We start from the raw sequence: 21,185 nt of genomic DNA, 5'->3' as shown, positions 1-21,185 counted from the left end.
CGATGATCAGGGATTGGTGAAAAATGTTCATTAAAGGCAGATAACATTTGAGACTCCTATGAATTAGAAGCCTATTTGATCACACTTGGCTCAAAATGGAAAGTTCATGATCTTGCCCTGGTTAAGCAGTAAATAGGAAGGATTACATTATTAATGTGCTAGTTTAGGCATTAGAACATAATGTTAAATGCCTATAATTAAAATTGTATTTAAAACAAAGCGTGGTAATTATTTAAGTATCAATAGATTTAAGCGATCGTAAAAACAGCCCTAAGCCGCCAAACGCTAAAATTATAATAACAATCAAATCAAACGACGTCATAGTCCGCATGCTAAATCGAACACTCGATATAACGCCAAATATTAGTGCGGTTAACGATCCTAGCGATAGCACCCAGCCTAAAATGTTTTTAGAATTATAAAAAATCAGACCCACACCAAAAATAAACGGGATCATAACCATGCCGCCTGTAACGCCAAAGCCACCTAAAGCATTAACACTATAAATACGAGAACTTAGTCCAAAATTAGAGGTTACCGAAATTGCGTTTAGCAGCATATAAAAGCCGCCGCACATCATAATCAAACCGATAAAAAAATGCCCAATACCACCAGAGCTTCCACCCGCACCTTTCATTATTAATTATTCCTTTTATATTTTTAAATTAATCATTTTAAATGGTAATTGCTCGACTATTAACATTTACCGCTGTAAACGTAATCAATCAGTGCAAGCGCGAAAAATTTATCGCGTAATTACATGCCAAATAACATAAAACCAAGATAAAAAACCATGCAAGATTGCCCATAACACAGACTCGTTAGCACTCCATGAAATGGCAATTGCTAGGGCTGTACCAAAAGAGACTCCATATTTTACTATTTCATTTCTTGAGTTTCTCATTAATTATATTCCTCGATTCTAACTTATTAGCTGCTTGATTTATTTACTAAAACTGAAAACTCTTTACCATCAATATTTATGCTTGCTTCTTTGCCCAGCTCAACGACTAAAGAAGGTGCCATATGTTTTTCACCTAATTTCAGGTCGGTTGCTAAGCTTACGGTCGAGTCATCAATTGGCGTTAGTGTAAGGGCAAAGCTATAGGAATTATCAACTGAAACTGATGCCTCTTCGTTTGAATTTACTACTAAAGTAGGTGAGCCAATTAGGTTTTTATTATCATAAAATTTAGCGTTCACTACAAAACTATCATTAGCTTGTGCAAATGAGACAAAGCCTAAAAACGCTACTATTGCCATTAATTTTTTCATTATTATCTCCATATAAATTGATACAGCTTAAAGCTATTAAGGCTTTATTGGCTGTGATTTTTCAGCTAGCAATTTTCTAGTGATTGATGTTACATCGTTCACTATACTTTCCATGCGCTAAGGCACTTAACAGTGCCTGTTAGTGTTTCTATATTTACACCAGAGAACTTTAATGTAAACAATAAATTAAATAAGCCATTTATTAGAGTAATTTGTGATACAAAAAACGACTTTTAATAATTTTATGGAGCATTTTAGATTTCGCCACACTGCGAATTAACAAGAAAGAGTCCTATTAGGTTTCATTGATATATTGGGGGAATTAAGTATTTAGGTCGGCTGGGCTGAGGATAAAAGGTGATGTAAGTTAACAGCACCTGTTTGAGTATTTACTTGGTTATATGTAATTTAGCTAGGTGGTATAAAAACGCTTAACCAATTGATCTATATACATCAATACTACTATTGGTTAAAAGCCCAGTAACCTGCGTACCAAACGCTTTAAAGTGTGGCTCGTTTTTATGCGCTTCAAAGTGCTCATCAGACGCCCATTGTTCGCTAACTACATAGTCAGTATGCTCAGCATCACTTTTTACCGATAATTCATAACGTAAGCACCCTACTTCTTGGCGCGATGACTTTTGTAAGTTTTCAAGTGCTGTAAGCATTACATCTGCATCAACATTTTTGCACGATAGTGCAGCTATAACCGTTAACATGTGTATTCCTTATAAAAGTTAAGGTGTAGATAATCTACACCTTAAAATATTTAATTTAACTTTGCGTTTGAGGTAAGTTTACTGATCCCACTGCGGCGCAAAGTCTGGTGTTGCTTGTCGGTCGCCACAATCTAAGCCATCAATGCGGGCTATGTCTTCATCATCTAATTTAACATGGTCGTTAAAGTTATCTTCCAAGTTTTTACGCTTAGTTGATGATGGAATTGTCGTCATGCCATTGGCGTTAACCCATGCTAAAACAACTTGTGCCGGGCTTGCATCATGCTTTTTAGCAATATCGATAATGGTTTGATCTTTAAGCACCTTACCTACAACAAATGGCATATATGCTGTTACATGAATGTCGTGCTGGGCACAAAAAGCACGCAATTTAGTGTTAGTTAAGTACGGGTGTACCTCAACCTGATTGGTAAATATTTCACGTGAGTCAAGCGTTTGCATTGCTTCATTTAAGTTTGCAATAGTGAAATTAGAAACACCAATGTGCTTAGTTAAACCAAGCTGCTTTGCTTTTAATAATTCAGTAAGGTATTCACTCATTGGCTCGTCGTTAGCAGGCGATGGCCAATGAATTAGCAGTAAGTCGACCGAATCAACTTGTAGCTTTTCAAGTGACTTTTTAACGCTTGGAATAAAATCGCTTTTATTTAATTTGTTATTCCACACTTTGGTAGTTAAGAATATTTCACTGCGCGGAATATTGCTGTCTTTTATAGCTTGACCTACTTGCTCTTCGTTGCCATAAATTTGTGCGGTATCAATATGGCGAAACCCAACTTCGAGTGCCATTTTTACTGAGTTATAGGCAGTGTCGCCCTCTAAGCGGAATGTTCCCATACCGAGTTCTGGCATTTCTATTACACGTTGTGTCATGGTTTATCCTTATAAAATAATCGGTTTTGAAATACAAACTTCACTGAAGCTTTACGAAATACACCTTTTACTTATTATTACGACTGTCACTTAAAAATCTATGACCTCATAACAGGTATGAGGTCATTAATTTTAGTTTCAACCTTAACAGCTAAGACTTTATACTTGCTGAATTTCACGTTTATCAAGCATACCGCTGTAACGTGTAACAGCAATTGCGCAAATTGATGATTTACAAAATCATAAGTTAATTGGTTTTAGTGACTCCCCTAAATTAAATACCTGGCCGTTAGTAAAGCCCGCTTTATTTACGTTTTCGCTTAGCGCAAGCAGCGGTGAAACAGTGCGCCAGCGGTGTATTGCAAACCAAGGTGTTGCGTTACTTTCTCACTTTATGATTGGCAATGACCTAAAAACAGGTAAATTAGTTGAAGTGTTACCCAATGCAATTAGCTCGCCAAATAACCGAGAAATTATACAAGCCGTGTATTATAAAAACAGTGCGGTATCACCTTGAATTACAGCGTTTTTAGATTTTATAAAGCCTAGGCTTAGTTTATAAGCTCTGTATATTGATATGCTTATTAAATGTTTTAACCGCTTTTTTGACGTTTTTTATAATCAAAAAGTATAAATAATAAAAGTAGTAATTAAAGGTATTAAGCAAATGGATTCTTTAACGCAGGTAGCATTAGGCAGTGCTGTAGGATATGCGGTATTAGGCAACAAAGTAGGCCGAAAAGCCGTTTTGTGGGGCGCTATTTTGGGCACACTCCCTGATTTAGATGTATTTTTGCCTTATGGCGGATCTGTAGAAGCATTTACTTATCACCGTGGCTTTAGCCATTCGTTATTAATACATTTATTAATTAGCCCGCTTATTGTATGGCTAATATTAAAAGTACACGCGGGAATGCAAACTTATAAAGTACGCTGGTTTTGGCTGGTGTTTTTGAGTTTATCTACCCACGCTTTACTAGACAGCTTAACGGTATACGGTACACAATTACTCTGGCCTTTTACTGAGTACCCCTTTGCGGTTTCTAGTGTGTTTATTATTGATCCCGCTTATACGCTTCCTTTATTGATTGGCGTAATATGTACGCTAATACCCAAAATAAAAGCAGCAACGGCTTATCGCATAAATACAGCAGCCTTAGTTTTAAGTAGCCTATATTTATTCTGTGCTTTAATTTTAAAAGTAAATATTGATAACAAGGTAAAAACGGCCCTCAATAACAGGCAAATACCAGTAAATGCGTATGTTAGTACGCCTGCACCGCTAACCACTTTGCTGTGGCGTATTGTTGTGATGTCTGACGGGCAATACTATGAGGGTTATGCATCAATATTTGACGCGCCCAACGATGTTACTTTAACGGCTTATCAAACAACGCCTTCATTGTTAAATAATATTAGCGATGAATGGGCTATAAAACGCTTGCAGTGGTTTACTAAAGGGTTTTATTCGGTGCGCCAACAGCAAAGTAATGTTGTTCTTTCTGATTTACGTATGGGTATGGAATGCAACTATGTGTTTAATTTTGTAGTGGGTCAAAAAAATAATTTAGAAGTAAGCCTTGGTAACTTTGAAAAAATAAGTCAAAGACCAAACTTAAACAATCTTCATAAAATATGGAACAGAGTTTGGCAACCAAATGTGTCTTTAGCATCACCCGCTGCAAAAAATGACTGCAATAGCGAATAACTCCATATCAGATTCGTACTAACTTGGTAGGATAAGTTAAGTTCAAGCGGCAATTAAACTAAATAGCTCACTCAAGTGATTGCTGCTTTTTTTGCTGATACATTGCAACATCAGCATCTTGAATCATATCCTCAACCGATTTATCTGTATCGTGTTTAAAGTGCGTTACTCCTACGCTGTAATCAATTTTGTATGGCTTATTTAAGGTATTATTAGCATGCTCTATTGCATCCGCAAACCTTTGTAAAACAAACTCTGCTTTTGTCTCGTCTGAGTCGCTTAGCATCGCTACAAATTCATCTCCACCAAGTCGACCTATTACTTCACAATCACGAAATGAACTAAGCATAATTTGTGCAAATTTATTTAATACAAAATCGCCTTCTTGGTGTCCATAAATATCATTAATTTGTTTAAACTTATTGAGATCAAACAATATAAACGACATTGACACTTTGTTTCGCCTACAGACATTTAGCGTATGTTCGGCAAGGTTTAAAAAGCCACGTCGATTAGAGATTCTTGTTAACTCATCAATTGTGGCTAGTTGAATTGATTGAATTTCTCGCTCGACTAACGTGCCTAAATCTCTTAGTAATTGTTTTTCTTCATCATTGAGTTGTCTAGGTTTACTATCAGCAAGGCACAAAGTGCCTATAATGACTCCTTCCCGTAATTTTAAAGGAAAGCCTGCATAGAAGCGTACTTTAGGATCGCCAGTAACAAAGGGGTTATCAAAAAACCTTTCGTCCTTTGCTGTATCTGGGATTATTAATAACTCGTCTTGATTTATGGTGTGGCCACAAAATGAGGTTTCGCGAGGAAGCTCTGGTGCATCAAGCCCCTGCCTTGATTTAAACCACTGGCGGTCTTCGTCAATCAAAGTAACCAATGAAATAGAAACATTAAACATACGCTTGGCAATACGAGTAACACGATCAAAGCGCTCTTCATGCGACGTATCTAGAATTTTTAATGCTCTAAGCGCGTGTAATCGCTCAGCTTCGTTATTTGGAATCTCAGGTTTAATCATTAAAGCTCTATTAATTTTAAATGTTTTATAAATTGCGAAATTGGAGTGAATATTTTCGAGTATATAATCCGATAAACTTATCAAAACTATAAACAGCCTACCCTTTAAAACTAGAACATTACATAAAAATAGCAATAAATAAATACTGATAAATATCAGTGAGTAATGCCTAAATAAAGATAAGGTTCAATCCGCAAAAAATTATGATTAAAACAGGTGGGATTAGTGCTTGGATACAACACAGCTACTTTTTAATACAAAAAGTAGTAGTGGCTATTTAGTTTTATTTAAATAGCCACTGGATTTGGCATACATACAAAAATAAACACTTTAATTTTGGTGTTCATATTGCCCACGATAAACTTCAAACACTTTTAAAACAGTATGTTGCTCTTTAGTTAGGTTATCAAACCAATCATCAAACAGCTCATCGTCTTCTTGTTCACTAAGTGCCATATACCGCGCTAATAATTCTACAATATCGTTATGGTTGCAGGTTAAAGGGTTTAATTGCTGCGCCAAGGTACTGTGGTCGCGCTCTCTTAGGGTTTCCATCACCCCTTGATCAATTTGTTCTTGTTGTTGTGTTGCGTCACTCATACATAACCTCTGTAATAACTTTATAACCGTATTTGTTAACGTTTTTAACTCTTAAATATAGTTATAACAGCCTAAACGGCAATAGCCAGCATTTTTAATTCAAGTGCTTATTTTTTGATTTGTTTGCACAAATAGCCAGCAATTACAGCCTGTTTGAGGAACATTTAAATAATTTGCAATGGGAGAATAAATACGTTAAATTAAAATGATACATTATCACATATCATTTATTAAGGCGTATTATGAAACCAAATATTCATCCTGATTACAACGTGGTTGCTTTTCACGATACCGCTGCCGATTCTTACTTTATTATTGGCTCAACCATAAAAACGAGCCGCACAGTAGAAATAAACGGTAATACATACCCATACGTACCTATTGATGTATCAAGTGACTCGCATCCATTTTATACCGGCAAGCAAAAAACTACCGCTACAGATGGTCGCGTTGCGCAGTTTAATCGTCGTTTTAAAAGTTTATCGACGGCTAAAAAGGAAAATGTATGAAAGTATTAACCTCTTTGAAAAGTGCGAAGCAACGCTCTGGGTGTCAAATTGTAAAACGCAAAGGCCGTGTATTTGTAATTTGTAAAAACAACCCACGCTTTAAAGCAGTGCAAGGTATGAAAAAGAAATAAGTTAAACGGGGATGCTCAACATATAATTAGGTAGCTTGCTTAAGCTACCTAATTTAGGGGGACTATTTTACCACTACCGAAAACTCTGGCACTGCCTGAATTACTTTTTTTACCGTACAGGTATTAACGGCTGCAATAAGCGCCTTTTTATATTTATCAGGGAAACCTTCTGGTAAGTTAATCTCAATTGAAAATAGCTTTTTACCGTTGTCATCTACATTTTCGTTATTTTGAGTAAGCGTCATACCTTGCGTTGAGATATCACGCTGCTCACAAAACTTACGCGCATAAAAACCTGCACATAAAACCATACTTACTAAAAAATAATCAAACGGTTCAGGGAATTCAGCCCCGCCACCAGCATTTACACTTTGATCGCTTATTACTTCTAGGTCGCCAAATTTAGCGCTTTGCTTTTGGCCTTCTAACATTGAAACTGAAATTTCCATTGTGTTTCCTTATATTTATTGCTGCAGATACCTTTAACGCAATTAATTAAAAGTAACTACTAAAGATACATAGTGTTTAGGTTTACGAACCGAATAGTAATTCAAAGAACCCTGGAGGCTCGTGTAACTCATGATATTTTTTACGTAAATTATCTATATTTTTCAGTGGTTCTTTTGCAGCACTTAGCCCCTGCTCGTTTGCTGCTTTTTTTGCAAGTTCAGCTTGAGCAATCACTTTATCAAGGCCCTGCAATGACTGCTCAGCTTTTTTGTAAAACTTAGCTGTTTTACTTACTTTAACCAGCTTAATAAATTCATCGATTGCGGTATTAAATTCGTCTATCTGTGTAGCCTGCACTGCTTGTTTGTATGCAAGGCCGGTGTTTTTCATATTTATTTCAAGATCGACTGGCTGCTGGGCTAAAGCCAACGAGCTAAATAGTAACGTAATAGCTAAATAAAAATACTTCATGAAAAACCCTATAAATAAAAGAGGACTAATTGTATCAATTATAGAGATAAAAGTAACTCAGGTACTTAAGCGCCTTATGCATTTACTGTAAAGCCCCTTTACAGTACTAAAAGATAAATGTTAGCTGTGGCTAACATTCTTTTGAAGTCATGACATAAATAATTTAACTATTTCACTACAAAAGCAAACTTCACCATAACGTTACAGTTATTAAAAATAAAAAAAACTAAATTGCGTTTTTAGCAATTACTTACCTCTACAAAAAAATATTTTTTGAATTTATATCATTTAAAATCAAAGACAAAAACAAATACACACTGAAACAAAATAAATACACGTTGCCAATAACACAAACCAAACGTTAACAGAAACATTATAACACATTGTTTTAATTTAATTTCAACAATTAACTCACCCCGTTTTTTTGTAACTTCAACGAAAACCGATTGCCTGCAACCCTACAGATGTTAAATATGGGTACACAATGTAAATCCTGCATACAAAAATTATTAACATGAAGTTTATATTGCAGTTAGATTTAAAAAAACAAACAATTTATCTAGGGGATAACATGAAATCTTATAACCAGCTCTCAAGCTGTATAAAAACGGCACTTTGTTTAAGTGCAATTGGTTTATCGCATACTGCTCTCGCAGCAGATGCTGATGATAAAAAAATGGAACGAGTTGAAGTAACTGGTTCAAAAATCAGCCGAGTAGGTGCAATTGCACCAGCACCAGTAACTGTAATTACGGGTGAGCAACTTCTTAATACCGGTGCAGTAAATATCGGTGAAGCGTTAAATAAATTACCAGCACTAGGTAATACATATTCTTTAGCAAACTCAGGCCGCTTTATTGGTACTGCAGGCTTAAATATTCTTGATTTACGTAACATGGGTACTGACCGTACGCTTGTACTTGTAAATGGCAAGCGCCATGTATCAAGCTCAGCTGGCTCACAAGCTGTAGATACTAATACTATACCAAGCGTATGGGTTGAACGTGTAGAAATTGTAACCGGTGGTGCCTCTGCTGTTTACGGTGCTGATGCAGTAACAGGTGTTGTTAACTTCATTTTAAAAGAAAACATTGAAGGTCTTGATTTTACAGCAACTAAAGGCGTTTCAGATTTAAGTGATTACAATAATGAAAAGGTTACTTTTTCATATGGTAAAAACTTTAATGATGGACGTGGTAACGCAGCCTTTGCAGTAGAGTACTCAGCACAAGACTCTTTAAATGCGTTAGATCACCCTTGGACTGATGGCTCATATAGAAGCTTACGTAACCAAGCACAAACTGATGCTAATAAAGACGATCCTAATTTCCCAGATAAAATTTATACTTCGAATGCTGGTTACTATGCGCTAAATAATGCGGGCGTATTTGATTTAGGTAATGGGTTTGTTAATACCTTTAATCAAGATGGTTCTCATCGTGATATATACACTGGTGATAATGTTGATGGTTTATCATGTGCAAATTGTGATTCATTTAATTTAGCTCAGTTTGACGAGATACAACCAAAATTTGAGCGTTACAATGTAAATTTTAAAGTTAACTATGATGTAACTGACGATCTAAATGCTTATTTTGAAGCCAAATACGTAAACAGTGAAGGTGAAAGTATTGGCCAGCCTGCGTTCTTTTTCTTTGATCCAGATAACAGTATTAAAATTGATAATGCGTACTTAGATCCGAGCGTAAAAGCGCTTATGCAAGAAGCTAACGAAGGCAAAGGCGTTGAGTCGATTGCTCTTAACCGTATGATGAAAGATTTAGGTCGTCGTATCGAAAGTAACACGCGTGAAACGACTCGCTTTGTTGCTGGTCTTAAAGGTACTGTGTTTAGTGATTGGGACTTAGATGCGTCTATTGTTAGAGGTAAAACAGAGTTAGAACGCGTAAATGGCGCTAACATGATCAAAGCTAATTACTTTAATGCACTTGATGCCGTAGATGATGGAAATGGCAACATTGTGTGTAGAAGTGAAGCAGCGCAAGCTGAAGGCTGTGTTCCTGTAAATATCATGGGCTTTGGCGCACCTAGCGATGCAGCAATTGACTACATTAATACAGTATCAACGGGTACATCTGAAATAACGCAAACTGTAGTATCTACATCTCTTGCAAATGGTGCTTTGTTTGAACTACCTGCAGGCTATGTAGGTATGGCTTTTGGTGTTGAATACCGTAAAGAAGAAAGTGAAACAAAAGAGCCAGATAATGCTGAAGGTACATTCTTTAATGCACTTGGCGAAGACAAAGGCGACTTTGACGTAAAAGAGATTTTTACAGAAGTATCAATTCCACTACTTTCTGATATGCCATTTGTTCAAGACTTAGTGTTAGATGCTGCTGTACGTTATGCTGATTACAGCACGATTGGCGATGCAACTAGCTGGAAATTAGGTCTTGATTGGACTCTAAACGATGAACTTCGTTTTCGTTTAACGCAATCAGAAGCGCTAAGAGCGCCAAACATTGGTGAAATTTTTGGTGCACCGAGCCAAACTTTCTACAGCGTAGATGACCCTTGTCAGGCCGATAACTTAAATGATTTACAAAACAGTGGTACACGCCGTGCTAACTGTGCTGCACTAGGTGTACCAGAAGGTTTTGATTCAGATTATGATTCACAAACACTTGAAGGTTTACAAAGTGGTAACCGCGATGTGAAAGGTGAAGAGTCAACCAGTACTACAATTGGTTTAGTGTACCAACCAGAGTTTATTGAAAACGCAACACTAACTATCGATTACTGGAAAATTGAGCTTGAAGATGCAATCTCAACTATCAGTGCACAAGATATCCTAGATCGTTGTGTTGATAGCGGCTCTGGTATTTCTAATCAATACTGTAGCCTTATAACACGTGACGCAAACAGTGAAATTTCGTTAATCCAAAACTCAGTACTTAATGTATCAGGTCAAGAAGCATCTGGTGTTGACTTTGAGTTAGGTTACGACTTTGATGCGCTTGAAGGTAGCTTTAAAACGCGCTTTATTGGTACATACTTAATTGAACGTAAAGAGTTCCCGTTCCAAGATGAACCTAGCGATTACATTGAATATGCAGGCGTTACAGGTGAAGCGCAATGGCAAGCTAACTTAAATATAGAATACAGCTACGAGAACTTATACACATCTTTAAGCACTCGTTATATCGAAGAAGTAAGCTTATACACAGACCAAGATTTAAGCGATAACCCTAACCCAAATAGTTTAACTACTTTTGGTACATACATAATTACTGATATGACAGTTGGTTATAACTTTGACAATGGTGTTGGCTTAAAAGTGGGCGTTGATAACCTATTCAATCGTGAACTACCTTATGGCACACGTGGTGATGGAAGCGGAAGCGCTAGCTACGACAATATTGGACGTTTTGGCTACATTACTTTTTCATATAGCATGTAAGTTTAAATCCATCCAAGTACGGATTTAAGGTAAAGTAATTAAAACGCCCAATGTAGTTCATCGGGCGTTTTTATTTTATCCTATTATGTATTTACTTAATATTACTCAGCCACACACTTTGATACGGCTCAAGCTCTATTGTTAATTGGCTTTCTTCAATTGTTTTATCTGCCACTAAATCAAACCACTTTTGAGTATTAATCAAATTTAGGTCAGCCAATGTGAGTGTTTGTGGCTTATCACTAATGTTATAAACACAAAATATGCTTTGCCGCCTGTCAATGCTTTGTCTCCAAAAACCAAATAACCCACCCGCTAAATGCAGCGTAAACTGAGTAGCGTTAGGATGAAAAGCCCCCTGCTTTTTACGTACTGCCAATAAGCTTTTTATGCCGTTAAACACTTTATGATGGTGACTATACTTTTCACCAATGGCGGCTAATAGCTTTGACTCTTGCCACCGATGGCGATTTATAGCGCGGTTATGCTGTGAATTTTCAAATCGGTCGTAATCGTTAGTTGTACCCAACAAACTATGAATATAAAGCCCTGGGATACCTTCAAGTGCAAACATAATTGCGTGAGCACACATAAATCGCTCAAGGCCAAACTTATCGGGGCCATTGTGCGTCCCTTGTAGTGCATCAAATAAAGCAATATTTAGCTCGTACGGTGTATGTGTGCCATCGTTACTTGTACGCATAGATACACGACCACCAAACTGCATAGTTGTACTTACTAGTGACGCCACTTCGCTGGGTTGTAGTAAACCTTCAATGGGTCTGAGCCCTACTCCATCATGCGAGGCTATAAAGTTAAAGTATGCAGTACCATTTTGCGCAGGCGGCATACTCATCATCCAATGTTTAATTGCTGTGCTATCGCCGCTAAGTAATGTGTGTAGCAACAATGGCGGCAATGCAAAGTTATAAATACTGTGCGCTTCGTTAGCGTTACCAAAGTACGATAGGTTTTCTTGGTTTGGAATATTGGTTTCGGTAATTATAACTACGCTGGGCTCTGCGTGCTCAATAAGTGTTCGCATTAGCCTTACTGCTTCATGTGTTTGCGGCAAGTTAATGCAACTTGTATTAAGCTGTTTCCACAAAAATGCAACCGCATCAAGCCTAAACAAACGCACGCCATTGTCTAAATAATGCCTAATTATTCCCACAAACTCTTTAAGTACATCAGGATTACCAAAGTCAAAATCAACCTGATCGTGACTAAACGTACACCATACGTGCTTTTCGCCGCTTGGCGTTGTTACCGTATTTAATAACGATGAGGTTCGCGGGCGTACAACTTGGCTTAAATCATCCGTTACGCTCGCCGTTTTAAAGTAGTCTTTACCCGGGTGTAAATCATTTAAAAAGTTTTCAAACCATACGCTTCTGCTTGAGCAATGGTTTATAACTAAATCTGCCATTAGCTTTACATCTTTAGCGATGTTTTGAATATCTCCCCAATCACCCAACGACTCGTTAACTTGCACGTAGTTCATTACGGCAAAGCCTTCGTCTGAGCTGTACGGGTAAAATGGCAATATATGCAGGGCATTTAGCTGCATATCACATTGCTCTTTTATAAACCTGTGTAGTGTTTTAAGCGGTGCCTCCATTGGGCTCGATACGGCAAATTCACTATCATCGTGTTTAATAATAGAGTCGCCATAAGCAATCAATACTATATCTTGCTCATCCCATCGGTTTGTATGGGGTGTTGGGTCGCGCAGTGCATTGCTACCTAATATAATTTTAATAAGTTGCTGAGCAAGCTCAGTAACCGATAAAGGCAGCTCAACTCCCTCATAAATAATATGAAGATGTTGCTCTACTCGTTGTAAAAATAATTCGCTAACTGAAATCACATGCGCCCCTAATATTTATTATTTAGACTTATAGGCTAGTTAACCTGCGTACAGGTTAACTATATTCTTCGTTATCTAGCTCTACGGCTTCTTTTAAGCGCTCAAGTACGTCTGGCATTGCTGATACAACACGGTTCCAACTTGGCACAAATGGCGCTTCCATTGGGTTTTCTAAAAAGTGTTGCCCTGCTTCCATAATATTTTGTGCAAACATTTCTACTGCTTTTTCTTCTTGGTGTACATCAAGTGTTAACCCGTTCATAAGCGCGTCGTTATGATACGTTTCTATAAAATCTAGCCCGATACGGTAGTACGTTGCTTTTAATGAGCGAATTGTTTCGCTGGTAAAGGTAACACCTTGTGTTGCCAGCTTTCTAAACAATGCCTTAGTAATATCAATCGACATTTTAGACAAACCTGCACTTTGGTCATCAAGTGAAAGTTCTTGGTGCTTATGATCGTAATTATCGGCAATATCTACCTGGCACAAGCGGTTATGGGAGTAATTACGATACATTTCACTCAGTACGCCTATTTCAAGGCCCCAATCACTTGGAATGCGAATATCGTTTAATACATCGCGTCTAAACGAAAACTCACCAGCTAATGGGTATCTAAAAGAGTCCATATATTCAAGGTAGTCTGTATTACCTAAAATAGTTTTAAATGAGCGAAGTAATGGCGTTACTAATAAGCGCGATACACGGCCATTAATTTTGCCATTAGCAGTACGCGGGTAAAACCCTTTACAAAATTCATAGTTAAAACGCGGGTGCGCAACAGGGTAAATTAACCGCGCTAGTAGGCTTCTATCATAGGTTAAAATATCGCAATCGTGCAGCGCAATAGACTCTACTTCCGCTGTTGCTAATTTATAGCCCATGCAATACCACACATTACGGCCTTTACCCAGCTCACGCGGTGCAACGCCTAGCTCTTGTAATTCTTTATCAAGTGCTTGTAAGCGTGGGCCGTCGTTCCATAATACTTTGTGGTTTTGGTTTAACTCTTTAAAAAAGCCAAGTGCATGGCGGTACTGTGCTTCGTCGGCTCTATCTAAGCCTATAGTAATTTGTGATAAATACGGTACTTCACGTAATTCGCTAACTATATTTTGCAGTGCAGGGCCTTCAAGTTCACTAAATAACGAAGGAAGTATTAATCCCATTGGGCGCTGCTTGCTAAAAGTAAGTAGCTCTTTTTCTAGATCTTCTATTGGTCTGTCGGCAATGTTATGTAATGTTGTAATAATGCCATTTTGATAAAAATCAGCCATGAGATGTTTGCTCCTCAGAAATACTTAAAATACTGCTTATGCACGGCAACGATGTTATTTCTTCAATCCAGCCCAGCGGTGCTGGCGATTGAGAGTATCGTGCTTTGTTGTGCGACAATTTAACCGGCTTTTTACTCGCCGGATTGGCGATAATAATGGCGATATTTGCATGCTCTAACATTTGCTTATCGTTATCGCTATCACCCAGTGCTATAACCGTGAGAGGCTTTCTGAAATGATGGGTAAACTGTTTAACTAACCACTGCTGTGCAGCGCTTTTATCGGTATTTTTGGCAATATGAATGAAGCGCCCGCCAATTTTTATATCGTAGCCGAGTGCTTCAACGTCATTTACAAAGGCTGTGAGTAATTCGTCATTGCCATACCAATAAAGAGGGTCTGAATAATCGCGAGTTTGTGCGCGTCTTGCTTGTGCATCGCTAAGACCAGTAAGCTCTGATATTTGCTCACTCGATAAGTCACTAAACAATTTGTAATGTGCTTTGTAATCCGCCTTTAAAGTATTTAAGTCCTTTAATAAACTAGATAACGGCTTTGCCATTGCATAACACCAGTACGCGCCTACTTTTTTACAACCAATTGGCTTTAATTCAAAATAGTCTTCTGGAATAAATACCGCTGCACCGTTTTCGACAATAAAAGGCTGTTGAATATTTAAATTGTTTTTAAGCTCTATAACTTCGCAAAAAGTTTTACTGGTATTAAACACCACAGGAATATGTGCATATTGTAGCTGCTGTAATAACTCACTGATATTATTTGTATTGTAATCAGCATGATCGAGTAGTGTGCCGTCCAAATCTGTAAAAATAATAGGTTGAAGTGTGTCGTCACTTGTTAGGTGCATACCGCTAATATCGCGGTTGCTATCAAGTTCAATTAACGCATTTGCTTTAGCGCTCAGTGTGTTTAAGTTCTCACGCGTAATGCGCTCAAAATGAGAAATAAAATACACCAATTGCTCGTTAGTCATGGTGCCTGAGCCTTCACCTTTTTTGGCTATTAGCTTTTGTTCTTGCTCTTGTCGCCATGTAAAAACATCACTAAAACTCGGTGCTTTTAGCATAACGGTATAATCAATTAGGTTAAAAACGGCTTTGTATTCGTTTGCTAAACAGCTATTTACACAGCGGCGCCAAACGCCTTCTTTATCAAACTGTTGCTCTAACTCGTTAAGCGGCTCACTCAATGAAAACAGCGGTTGTGGCTCACTGCCCACGCACCACCCTTCTAAAATAACAATATCAACTGCCTTTTTGTTTGTTAGCCAATCACTTGCTGGCACGCAGTCGTCTTCGTGTTTATTAAAACGTGGAAGCGGTACGTTTACCTCTCCTGCCAGTAAATTAGTTATTGTGCTATTCATTAATGCTACGTCGTGAGTGCCCGGTACTCCTCTAGTAGTAAAAAGAGGATGTACATCTTTGGCAAGCTCAGTACGTACTTGTTTTGCTAAATAAAAGTCATCAATCGACAATGCAACACTGTTAAGTGGTGTGTTTTTAGAAAACCAGGTAACTAAAAAGTCGGCGAGTGTTGTTTTTCCTGAGCCTTGGCATCCATTTATGGCAACAAAAATAGGAGTATTTGTTTTTTTAGATTCGAGGATGTCATGCGCGAGCGGAACAAAATATTGCTCACTCAAATATTGATACTTTAAAGGCAGTTGGTGTTTTGCTAAAAACGGGGTTATATCCACAATATTGGCCTCTGACATAGTAACTCCTTTGCATACAATGCGTCTGGGAGTTAAATGCAGGTACTAGACCATTATTATTTTTATATATTTATTAATAGGTTAAAAAAATAGCGCATTATAAATGCGCTATTATGGTGCAATCTATTTAGCTAATGTGCAAAATTAAACTTTTTCAGGCTCTGCTTTTGGTAATACTAAGTTAAGTACTATTCCTAAAATAGCGCAAAGGCTTACGCCCTCTAAACTAAATTGGCTGCCACCAATATGCATACCGCCAATACCGCATACTAAAATAAGTGCAACAATACTTAAATTACGTGGTGCTGTTAAATCATCGCCCGACTTAACTAATGTATTTAAACCCACTACAGCAATAGATCCAAAAAGCAGAATCATAATGCCGCCCATTACAGGTACAGGTATAGTCTGTAAGCCAGATCCCATTTTAGCGACAAAGGCTAAAATAATGGCAATAACAGCTGTCCACATCATTACTTTAGGATTGAAGTTTTTGGTAAGCATAACTGCCCCCGTTACTTCTGAGTATGTAGTGTTAGGCGGGCCGCCAAATAATGATGCCGCAGAAGTCGCAAGGCCATCACCAAACAAAGTACGGTGAAGCCCAGGCTTTTTCAAAAAGTCTTTATTGGTTACTTGGCTAATAGCCATCATATCGCCAATATGCTCAATTGCAGGTGCTATTGCTACAGGTACCATAAACAAAATAGCCTGCCATTTAAATTCTGGCCAAGTAAAATTTGGTACAGCAAACCACTGTGCGTTAGTTACTGCGTCAAATTGCACAACGCCCATACCGAGCGATAAACAATAACCCGCTACAACCCCTGCTAATATAGGTATAAGCTTAAATACGCCTTTTCCCCACACTGCAAAAATAAGCGTAACCACTAACGAGAACAACGAAATATAAATAGCGCTGGTGTAATCAATAATTTGAATACTGCCGTCGCCACTTTTACCCATCGCCATATTTACAGCAACAGGTGCAAGCGCTAAACCAATAACCATAATTACTGGGCCCACAACCACAGGCGGTAAAATTTTATGAAGCGTTGCAACGCCTTTAAATTTTACTAATAAGCTTAAAAGCATATAAGCAAAACCCGCCACCATTAAGCCGCCCATTGTGGCCGGCACGCCCCACATTTGCACAGCGGCAATAATAGGTGCAATAAAGGCAAACGATGAAGCTAAAAATATAGGCACTTGGCCTTTAGTCACTACCTGAAACAGCAAAGTACCAATGCCTGCGGTAAAAAGCGCAACATTAGGATCTAAGCCCGTTAAAAGCGGCACTAATACCAGCGCACCAAATGCTACAAACAGCATTTGCGCGCCCGTTAAAATAGTTTTTATTGAAAAGGTGTCATTATTTTGCACTTAAGACTCCTAAACAGTACCGAATATTTTGTCGCCCGCATCACCTAAACCAGGGATAATATAGCCCTTTTCGTTTAAGTGGCTATCTACTGAGGCTGTAAATATTTCTACATCTGGATGAGCTGCAAGCGTTCTTTCAACACCTTCTGGTGCTGCAACTAGTACAATTACTTTGATTTCTTTACAGCCTGCTTTTTTAAGCATATCGATTGTGGCAATCATAGAACCACCCGTTGCAAGCATAGGGTCAATAACTAAGCTTAAGCGCTCATCAATATTACCTACTAACTTTTCAAAATATGGTACTGGCTCTAGAGTTTCTTCGTTACGTTCAAGACCAACCACACTTACTTTAGCCGCTGGTAATAACTGCATTACACCGTCCATCATGCCAAGACCAGCACGCAAAATAGGCACTACGGTAATTTTTTTACCTTTAATATGCTCTACTTTTAATTTATTGCCATCCCAGCCTGTAATTTCGTTATCTTCTAACTGTAGGTTTTTTGTTGCTTCGTAGGTTAATAAAGTACCTACTTCAGAACACAATTCACGAAAGCTTTTAGTGCTAATACCATGCGCGCGCATTAGGCCTAATTTATGTTGAACAAGAGGGTGAGAAATAACGTGAATAGCCATGATGTAAACCTAGTGATAGAAGAATTTGCGGTATTTTATATTAAAAAAGGTCATTTGACCTGTAGTTTTAAAGAGATTTTCATACATCGTGCCAAAATGTATTGTTTTGCTTGATATTTATGCAAGCCATCAACCCTTTTTATTTATTAAATGTTAATCGCTAACCAGCTGTTTACTTGCTGTTGCATATAACTATTTATTTTTTGATGCTCAGGGCTCCAGCCAGCTAAAAATCGATAAAAGTCAGCCCATGCAGCAGGCCATAAAGCGAGCCAATCGTCAGCTATTTTATCGGCAGGTGCTAAAGGGTGATAAGTAGCAATAGCAGCATTTAAATTATCAAAATAATACGCAAAATACTCATCAGCGCTTTCGTGTAATTGTGCATCACTTAAGCAACTGGTCATAAAATACATTACATCAATTATCCCGCAACCTGCTCCTATATATTGAAAATCATAACCGAGTATTTCATCGCGCTCATTTGCTGCAAAGTTAGCAAGTTTTGCATCGCCATGAATCAGCGTTTTGTACGCACAACTTTGTAGTTGCTCATCTATTTTATGTGCAGCATTTTTAATATCGGACTTTTTATCAAGGTTATCTTTTAGTTTATTAAACTCATCTGGGCGCGTGCTTAAATGCCAGTAATTGCCTTGCTGCCATAATCCATCTGCGGGTTTACTTAAGTTAAACGCATGAAAGTGTGCAAGCCACTTTAATATAGCTTTAACATTTTGTAGCCCCGCTTGAGTAAACCCATGTTTGGTGAAGTCTTTAAACACCAGCGCGTATTCATCGTCTTTATTAATTGCACTTATACATTCAATACTGTGCGCATATTTTGGTAAATACTGGCTATAAAGCTTATAAAAAGTGTATTCAACGCTATAGGAATACTGCTTTCTTTCAAGCGCAAATTCGCTTTGCTTAATTTTAGGGTGGTGTATATAGCTGGGTATTTTAATCGCTTTAACAACACAGGCTTTATCATCGAGCTGGCACTGCACAATACTGCCACACCCACTCCAAAGTGATGTAAGCGTATCGCCAATTTCAATGTACTTAAAGTGAGGTTGTAATAAAGGAATGTAAAATGCCATGGTAAAAATAACTATCCGTTTGTTTTGCTTTGCTTAAATTAGACCCACTCTTTACGAGCTATGAGTCTAAATTGCACGTATGAAAATGGCTACATAATTGCAGTTTTAATTTTTACTGAGAAACTAGACAGCCACTTTAATTGAACAAACAAAATGTTGCCATTAAATTTAATTTGTAGGTTAATAATATATCTTTTATCGACAGGTTATTTTCATTTCATCCATCAAATAAGTCATTAGCGCTCTTAATCTAAATTGCACGCATGAAAATGACTGCATGGTGCAGTTGTAATTTATTATTGAATAGTTTTACTGAGTAGTTTACGTTTTATGCCAGTAGCTTTTCGCAGTTACTGATATTCGCTCGCCGCTTTCGCTTTAAGTTTTCACAATAAGCTTCTTGTGAGGCTGGCCTGCCCACTGCACCACGAAATACGCGCGTAAATTGTGTGGTGAGTTTTAACCAGTTTTCGGGGGATATATTCACTCTTTCGAGTAAGGGTAAGTGCGAACTTTCAAAGACCAGCTAAACTAGACAGCCACTCTAATTGAACAAACAAAATGTTGCCATTAAATTTAATTTGTAGGTTAATAATATATCTTTTATCGACAGGTTATTTTCATTTCATCCATCAAATAAGTTACTAGCGCTCTTAATCTAAATTGCACACATGAAAATGACTGCATGGTGCAGTTGTGATTTATTACTGAATAGTTTTATTGAGTAGCCTAAGTTTTATGCCAGTAGCTTTTTGCAGTTACTGATATTCGCTCGCCGCTTTCGCTTTAAGTTTTCACAATAACCTTCTTGCGAGGCTGGCCTGCCCACTGCACCATGAAATACGCGAGTAAATTGGGTTGTAAGCTTTAACCAGTTTTCTGGAGATATATTCACCCTTTCTAGTAAAGGCAAGTGTGTACTCTCAATATACCCTCGCTTGTCTTCTCGTATACAACGTCCTGTTAATTCAACAAGTTCAAGGTACGATTTAAGCTCGAACGGGAGTCCTTTTGGCATTATTTGACGTGACACGCCTGCAAAGCGAAGTAGTTGTTTTGGTTGTTTGCTATCCTTTGCGCATGTTAAACGCTTTTGTACGCTGGTATGGTCTGACTCTTCTGGTGTGTTAGCCATTTTAGCTCTAATGGGATTTAAGTCGACATAGGCCATGCAAGCTGCAAGTGCGGCTTCATCAAGAAGTGCTTGCGATTTGAATCTACCCTCCCAAAACCTGCCGGTACAGTTATCTTCCTTATTTGCTCTGCGAGCAATATCTTCATTTAACAACCGCATAAACCAGCTGATACTTGCTAAGCGCTCGCGGTATTGCTTAACCGTTTGATTGNACTTGCTAAGCGCTCGCGGTATTGCTTAACCGTTTGATTGAAAAAGATGAGTTCAACTTTACTTAGCTTTTCACCCTGCATATATTTTTGCGTAAGTGCGGTGCCTTTACAGAGTTTATGCCAGCGAATAATAATCGCTTTATCATTCAGCCTATTCGCTTTTTTATCATCAACATACAGTACTAAATGGGTATGATTACTCATGACGGCATAAGCACATACATCAATACAAAATATTTTTGCTAATACGAGCAACCTATCTTCAACCCAGCCTCGTCGATGCTCATAGGATTGACCTGTAAAACGGTCTTCGCCACATAAAAATGCACGGCGTACACAACGTGAAATACAGTGGTAGTATTTTGTATCAACCAAACTTACTTGACGCTTTCTTGCGATTGCCATAAGACACCCTGCTTGTTTTTTTGCACTAAACAAAGGCTAGCCTTTAACTTCGAAAAGTGCAAAATTTAAGATGGGTGTCACTATGATTTATGTCGTTGTCGCCAGATACTAATTTAACGCTAAAAGCGCTTGAACTCGCGTATGAAAGCAGAGGAAAACCAACAGGACTGATGTTTCATTCAGACCAAGGTAGTCATTATACAAGTTTAA

At 37.9% G+C, this 21,185-nt stretch carries 19 protein-coding genes and 4 pseudogenes; 6 read left to right on the top strand and 17 right to left on the bottom strand.

Going from position 1 to position 21,185, the window contains the following annotated elements:
- Nucleotides 1–232 precede the first annotated feature (232 nt).
- The 5 genes from I6F49_RS18845 to dkgB form a co-directional block, all read right to left on the bottom strand.
- Nucleotides 233–637 (bottom strand): hypothetical protein, encoded by a 405-nt coding sequence (locus I6F49_RS18845; RefSeq protein WP_002958658.1) that lies wholly within the window; start codon nt 635–637, stop codon nt 233–235.
- 108 nt (nt 638–745) lie between these two features.
- Nucleotides 746–904, bottom strand: a complete 159-nt coding sequence (locus I6F49_RS18840) for a hypothetical protein (RefSeq protein ID WP_007378675.1) — start codon at nt 902–904, stop codon at nt 746–748.
- 26 nt (nt 905–930) lie between these two features.
- A complete protein-coding gene (locus tag I6F49_RS18835; RefSeq protein ID WP_166421582.1) occupies nt 931–1,275 on the bottom strand; it encodes a hypothetical protein in 345 nt (114 codons plus the stop codon).
- A gap of 431 nt (nt 1,276–1,706) precedes the next feature.
- Nucleotides 1,707–1,994 carry a putative quinol monooxygenase gene (locus I6F49_RS18830; RefSeq protein ID WP_166421581.1) on the bottom strand — a complete coding sequence of 96 codons (288 nt, stop codon included), beginning with the start codon at nt 1,992–1,994 and terminating at the stop codon, nt 1,707–1,709.
- A 78-nt stretch (nt 1,995–2,072) separates the two neighbouring features.
- Entirely contained in the window at nt 2,073–2,888 is an 816-nt protein-coding gene (gene dkgB / locus I6F49_RS18825; protein WP_165728061.1) for a 2,5-didehydrogluconate reductase DkgB, read from the bottom strand.
- A gap of 214 nt (nt 2,889–3,102) precedes the next feature.
- Between dkgB and I6F49_RS18820 the strand changes: the two are divergent.
- Together I6F49_RS18820 and I6F49_RS18815 are read left to right on the top strand one after the other, a co-directional pair.
- Nucleotides 3,103–3,405 (top strand): annotated as a pseudogene (locus I6F49_RS18820) (LysR substrate-binding domain-containing protein); the annotation flags it as partial.
- A gap of 150 nt (nt 3,406–3,555) precedes the next feature.
- Nucleotides 3,556–4,596: a metal-dependent hydrolase gene (locus I6F49_RS18815; RefSeq protein ID WP_197181617.1), complete on the top strand. Its 1,041-nt coding sequence runs from the start codon at nt 3,556–3,558 to the stop codon at nt 4,594–4,596.
- Nucleotides 4,597–4,663: 67 nt separating this feature from the next.
- Here the strand turns inward: I6F49_RS18815 and I6F49_RS18810 are convergent, their stop codons facing one another.
- Complete coding sequence (locus tag I6F49_RS18810; RefSeq protein ID WP_197181616.1) at nt 4,664–5,629, bottom strand: sensor domain-containing diguanylate cyclase; 966 nt, start codon at nt 5,627–5,629, stop codon at nt 4,664–4,666.
- Between the two features lie 330 nt (nt 5,630–5,959).
- Nucleotides 5,960–6,229, bottom strand: coding sequence for a hypothetical protein (locus I6F49_RS18805; protein WP_166421578.1), 270 nt, complete (start codon nt 6,227–6,229; stop codon nt 5,960–5,962).
- Between the two features lie 242 nt (nt 6,230–6,471).
- Here I6F49_RS18805 and I6F49_RS18800 point away from each other — a divergent pair, with 242 nt between their 5' ends.
- Together I6F49_RS18800 and ykgO are read left to right on the top strand one after the other, a co-directional pair.
- On the top strand, nt 6,472–6,738 hold the full coding sequence (locus I6F49_RS18800; protein WP_197181615.1) for a type B 50S ribosomal protein L31: 267 nt from the start codon (nt 6,472–6,474) through the stop codon (nt 6,736–6,738).
- Complete coding sequence (ykgO, locus tag I6F49_RS18795) at nt 6,735–6,869, top strand: type B 50S ribosomal protein L36 (RefSeq protein ID WP_197181614.1); 135 nt, start codon at nt 6,735–6,737, stop codon at nt 6,867–6,869. The genes I6F49_RS18800 and ykgO overlap by 4 nt, the downstream gene beginning before the upstream one ends.
- 62 nt (nt 6,870–6,931) lie before the next feature.
- Here the strand turns inward: ykgO and I6F49_RS18790 are convergent, their stop codons facing one another.
- Complete coding sequence (locus tag I6F49_RS18790) at nt 6,932–7,318, bottom strand: OsmC family protein (protein ID WP_197181613.1); 387 nt, start codon at nt 7,316–7,318, stop codon at nt 6,932–6,934.
- Nucleotides 7,319–7,400: 82 nt separating this feature from the next.
- The gene (locus I6F49_RS18785) at nt 7,401–7,790 is read right to left on the bottom strand and encodes a cytochrome b562 (RefSeq protein WP_197181612.1); all 390 of its coding nucleotides are present in this window, start codon (nt 7,788–7,790) and stop codon (nt 7,401–7,403) included.
- Nucleotides 7,791–8,361: 571 nt separating this feature from the next.
- Here I6F49_RS18785 and I6F49_RS18780 point away from each other — a divergent pair.
- Nucleotides 8,362–11,214, top strand: a complete 2,853-nt coding sequence (locus tag I6F49_RS18780; protein WP_197181611.1) for a TonB-dependent receptor plug domain-containing protein — start codon at nt 8,362–8,364, stop codon at nt 11,212–11,214.
- Between the two features lie 91 nt (nt 11,215–11,305).
- Here I6F49_RS18780 and I6F49_RS18775 read toward each other — a convergent pair whose 3' ends face one another.
- From I6F49_RS18775 to I6F49_RS18745, 8 genes and pseudogenes are all read right to left on the bottom strand, one after another.
- The gene (locus I6F49_RS18775) at nt 11,306–13,084 is read right to left on the bottom strand and encodes a sugar phosphorylase (protein ID WP_197181610.1); all 1,779 of its coding nucleotides are present in this window, start codon (nt 13,082–13,084) and stop codon (nt 11,306–11,308) included.
- 55 nt (nt 13,085–13,139) lie between these two features.
- Nucleotides 13,140–14,360: a glycosyl transferase gene (locus I6F49_RS18770; protein ID WP_002958673.1), complete on the bottom strand. Its 1,221-nt coding sequence runs from the start codon at nt 14,358–14,360 to the stop codon at nt 13,140–13,142.
- Nucleotides 14,353–16,098, bottom strand: coding sequence for an HAD-IIB family hydrolase (locus tag I6F49_RS18765; RefSeq protein WP_197181609.1), 1,746 nt, complete (start codon nt 16,096–16,098; stop codon nt 14,353–14,355). Before I6F49_RS18765 ends, I6F49_RS18770 begins: the two co-directional genes overlap by 8 nt.
- Nucleotides 16,099–16,242: 144 nt before the next feature.
- A complete protein-coding gene (locus I6F49_RS18760) occupies nt 16,243–17,481 on the bottom strand; it encodes a uracil-xanthine permease family protein (RefSeq protein WP_007580880.1) in 1,239 nt (412 codons plus the stop codon).
- A gap of 9 nt (nt 17,482–17,490) precedes the next feature.
- The gene (upp, locus tag I6F49_RS18755; protein ID WP_024591723.1) at nt 17,491–18,120 is read right to left on the bottom strand and encodes a uracil phosphoribosyltransferase; all 630 of its coding nucleotides are present in this window, start codon (nt 18,118–18,120) and stop codon (nt 17,491–17,493) included.
- Nucleotides 18,121–18,266: 146 nt separating this feature from the next.
- Nucleotides 18,267–19,223 (bottom strand): kinase, encoded by a 957-nt coding sequence (locus I6F49_RS18750; protein WP_197181608.1) that lies wholly within the window; start codon nt 19,221–19,223, stop codon nt 18,267–18,269.
- Nucleotides 19,224–19,551: 328 nt separating this feature from the next.
- A pseudogene (locus tag I6F49_RS20425) lies at nt 19,552–19,740 on the bottom strand (hypothetical protein); the annotation flags it as partial.
- 219 nt (nt 19,741–19,959) lie between these two features.
- Nucleotides 19,960–20,975 (bottom strand): annotated as a pseudogene (locus tag I6F49_RS18745) (transposase).
- Between the two features lie 89 nt (nt 20,976–21,064).
- Between I6F49_RS18745 and I6F49_RS18740 the strand changes: the two are divergent.
- Nucleotides 21,065–21,185, top strand: a pseudogene (locus tag I6F49_RS18740) (IS3 family transposase); the annotation flags it as partial.

This window comes from Pseudoalteromonas sp. SWN166 (assembly GCF_015864485.1).
Taxonomy (GTDB): Bacteria; Pseudomonadota; Gammaproteobacteria; order Enterobacterales; family Alteromonadaceae; genus Pseudoalteromonas.
Note: the sequence above shows the minus strand (reverse complement) of the source record. Positions and strands in the feature narration are given on the sequence as shown.

What these genes read in the sequence shown, in the direction of transcription:
- I6F49_RS18845 (WP_002958658.1), bottom strand. Translation starts at nt 637, where the DNA reads ATGAAAGGTGCGGGTGGAAGCTCTGGTGGTATTGGGCATTTTTTTATC.
- I6F49_RS18840 (WP_007378675.1), bottom strand. Translation starts at nt 904, where the DNA reads ATGAGAAACTCAAGAAATGAAATAGTAAAATATGGAGTCTCTTTTGGT.
- I6F49_RS18835 (WP_166421582.1), bottom strand. Translation starts at nt 1,275, where the DNA reads ATGAAAAAATTAATGGCAATAGTAGCGTTTTTAGGCTTTGTCTCATTT.
- I6F49_RS18830 (WP_166421581.1), bottom strand. Translation starts at nt 1,994, where the DNA reads ATGTTAACGGTTATAGCTGCACTATCGTGCAAAAATGTTGATGCAGAT.
- dkgB (WP_165728061.1), bottom strand. Translation starts at nt 2,888, where the DNA reads ATGACACAACGTGTAATAGAAATGCCAGAACTCGGTATGGGAACATTC.
- I6F49_RS18815 (WP_197181617.1), top strand. Translation starts at nt 3,556, where the DNA reads ATGGATTCTTTAACGCAGGTAGCATTAGGCAGTGCTGTAGGATATGCG.
- I6F49_RS18810 (WP_197181616.1), bottom strand. Translation starts at nt 5,629, where the DNA reads ATGATTAAACCTGAGATTCCAAATAACGAAGCTGAGCGATTACACGCG.
- I6F49_RS18805 (WP_166421578.1), bottom strand. Translation starts at nt 6,229, where the DNA reads ATGAGTGACGCAACACAACAACAAGAACAAATTGATCAAGGGGTGATG.
- I6F49_RS18800 (WP_197181615.1), top strand. Translation starts at nt 6,472, where the DNA reads ATGAAACCAAATATTCATCCTGATTACAACGTGGTTGCTTTTCACGAT.
- ykgO (WP_197181614.1), top strand. Translation starts at nt 6,735, where the DNA reads ATGAAAGTATTAACCTCTTTGAAAAGTGCGAAGCAACGCTCTGGGTGT.
- I6F49_RS18790 (WP_197181613.1), bottom strand. Translation starts at nt 7,318, where the DNA reads ATGGAAATTTCAGTTTCAATGTTAGAAGGCCAAAAGCAAAGCGCTAAA.
- I6F49_RS18785 (WP_197181612.1), bottom strand. Translation starts at nt 7,790, where the DNA reads ATGAAGTATTTTTATTTAGCTATTACGTTACTATTTAGCTCGTTGGCT.
- I6F49_RS18780 (WP_197181611.1), top strand. Translation starts at nt 8,362, where the DNA reads ATGAAATCTTATAACCAGCTCTCAAGCTGTATAAAAACGGCACTTTGT.
- I6F49_RS18770 (WP_002958673.1), bottom strand. Translation starts at nt 14,360, where the DNA reads ATGGCTGATTTTTATCAAAATGGCATTATTACAACATTACATAACATT.
- I6F49_RS18765 (WP_197181609.1), bottom strand. Translation starts at nt 16,098, where the DNA reads ATGTCAGAGGCCAATATTGTGGATATAACCCCGTTTTTAGCAAAACAC.
- upp (WP_024591723.1), bottom strand. Translation starts at nt 18,120, where the DNA reads ATGGCTATTCACGTTATTTCTCACCCTCTTGTTCAACATAAATTAGGC.
- I6F49_RS18750 (WP_197181608.1), bottom strand. Translation starts at nt 19,223, where the DNA reads ATGGCATTTTACATTCCTTTATTACAACCTCACTTTAAGTACATTGAA.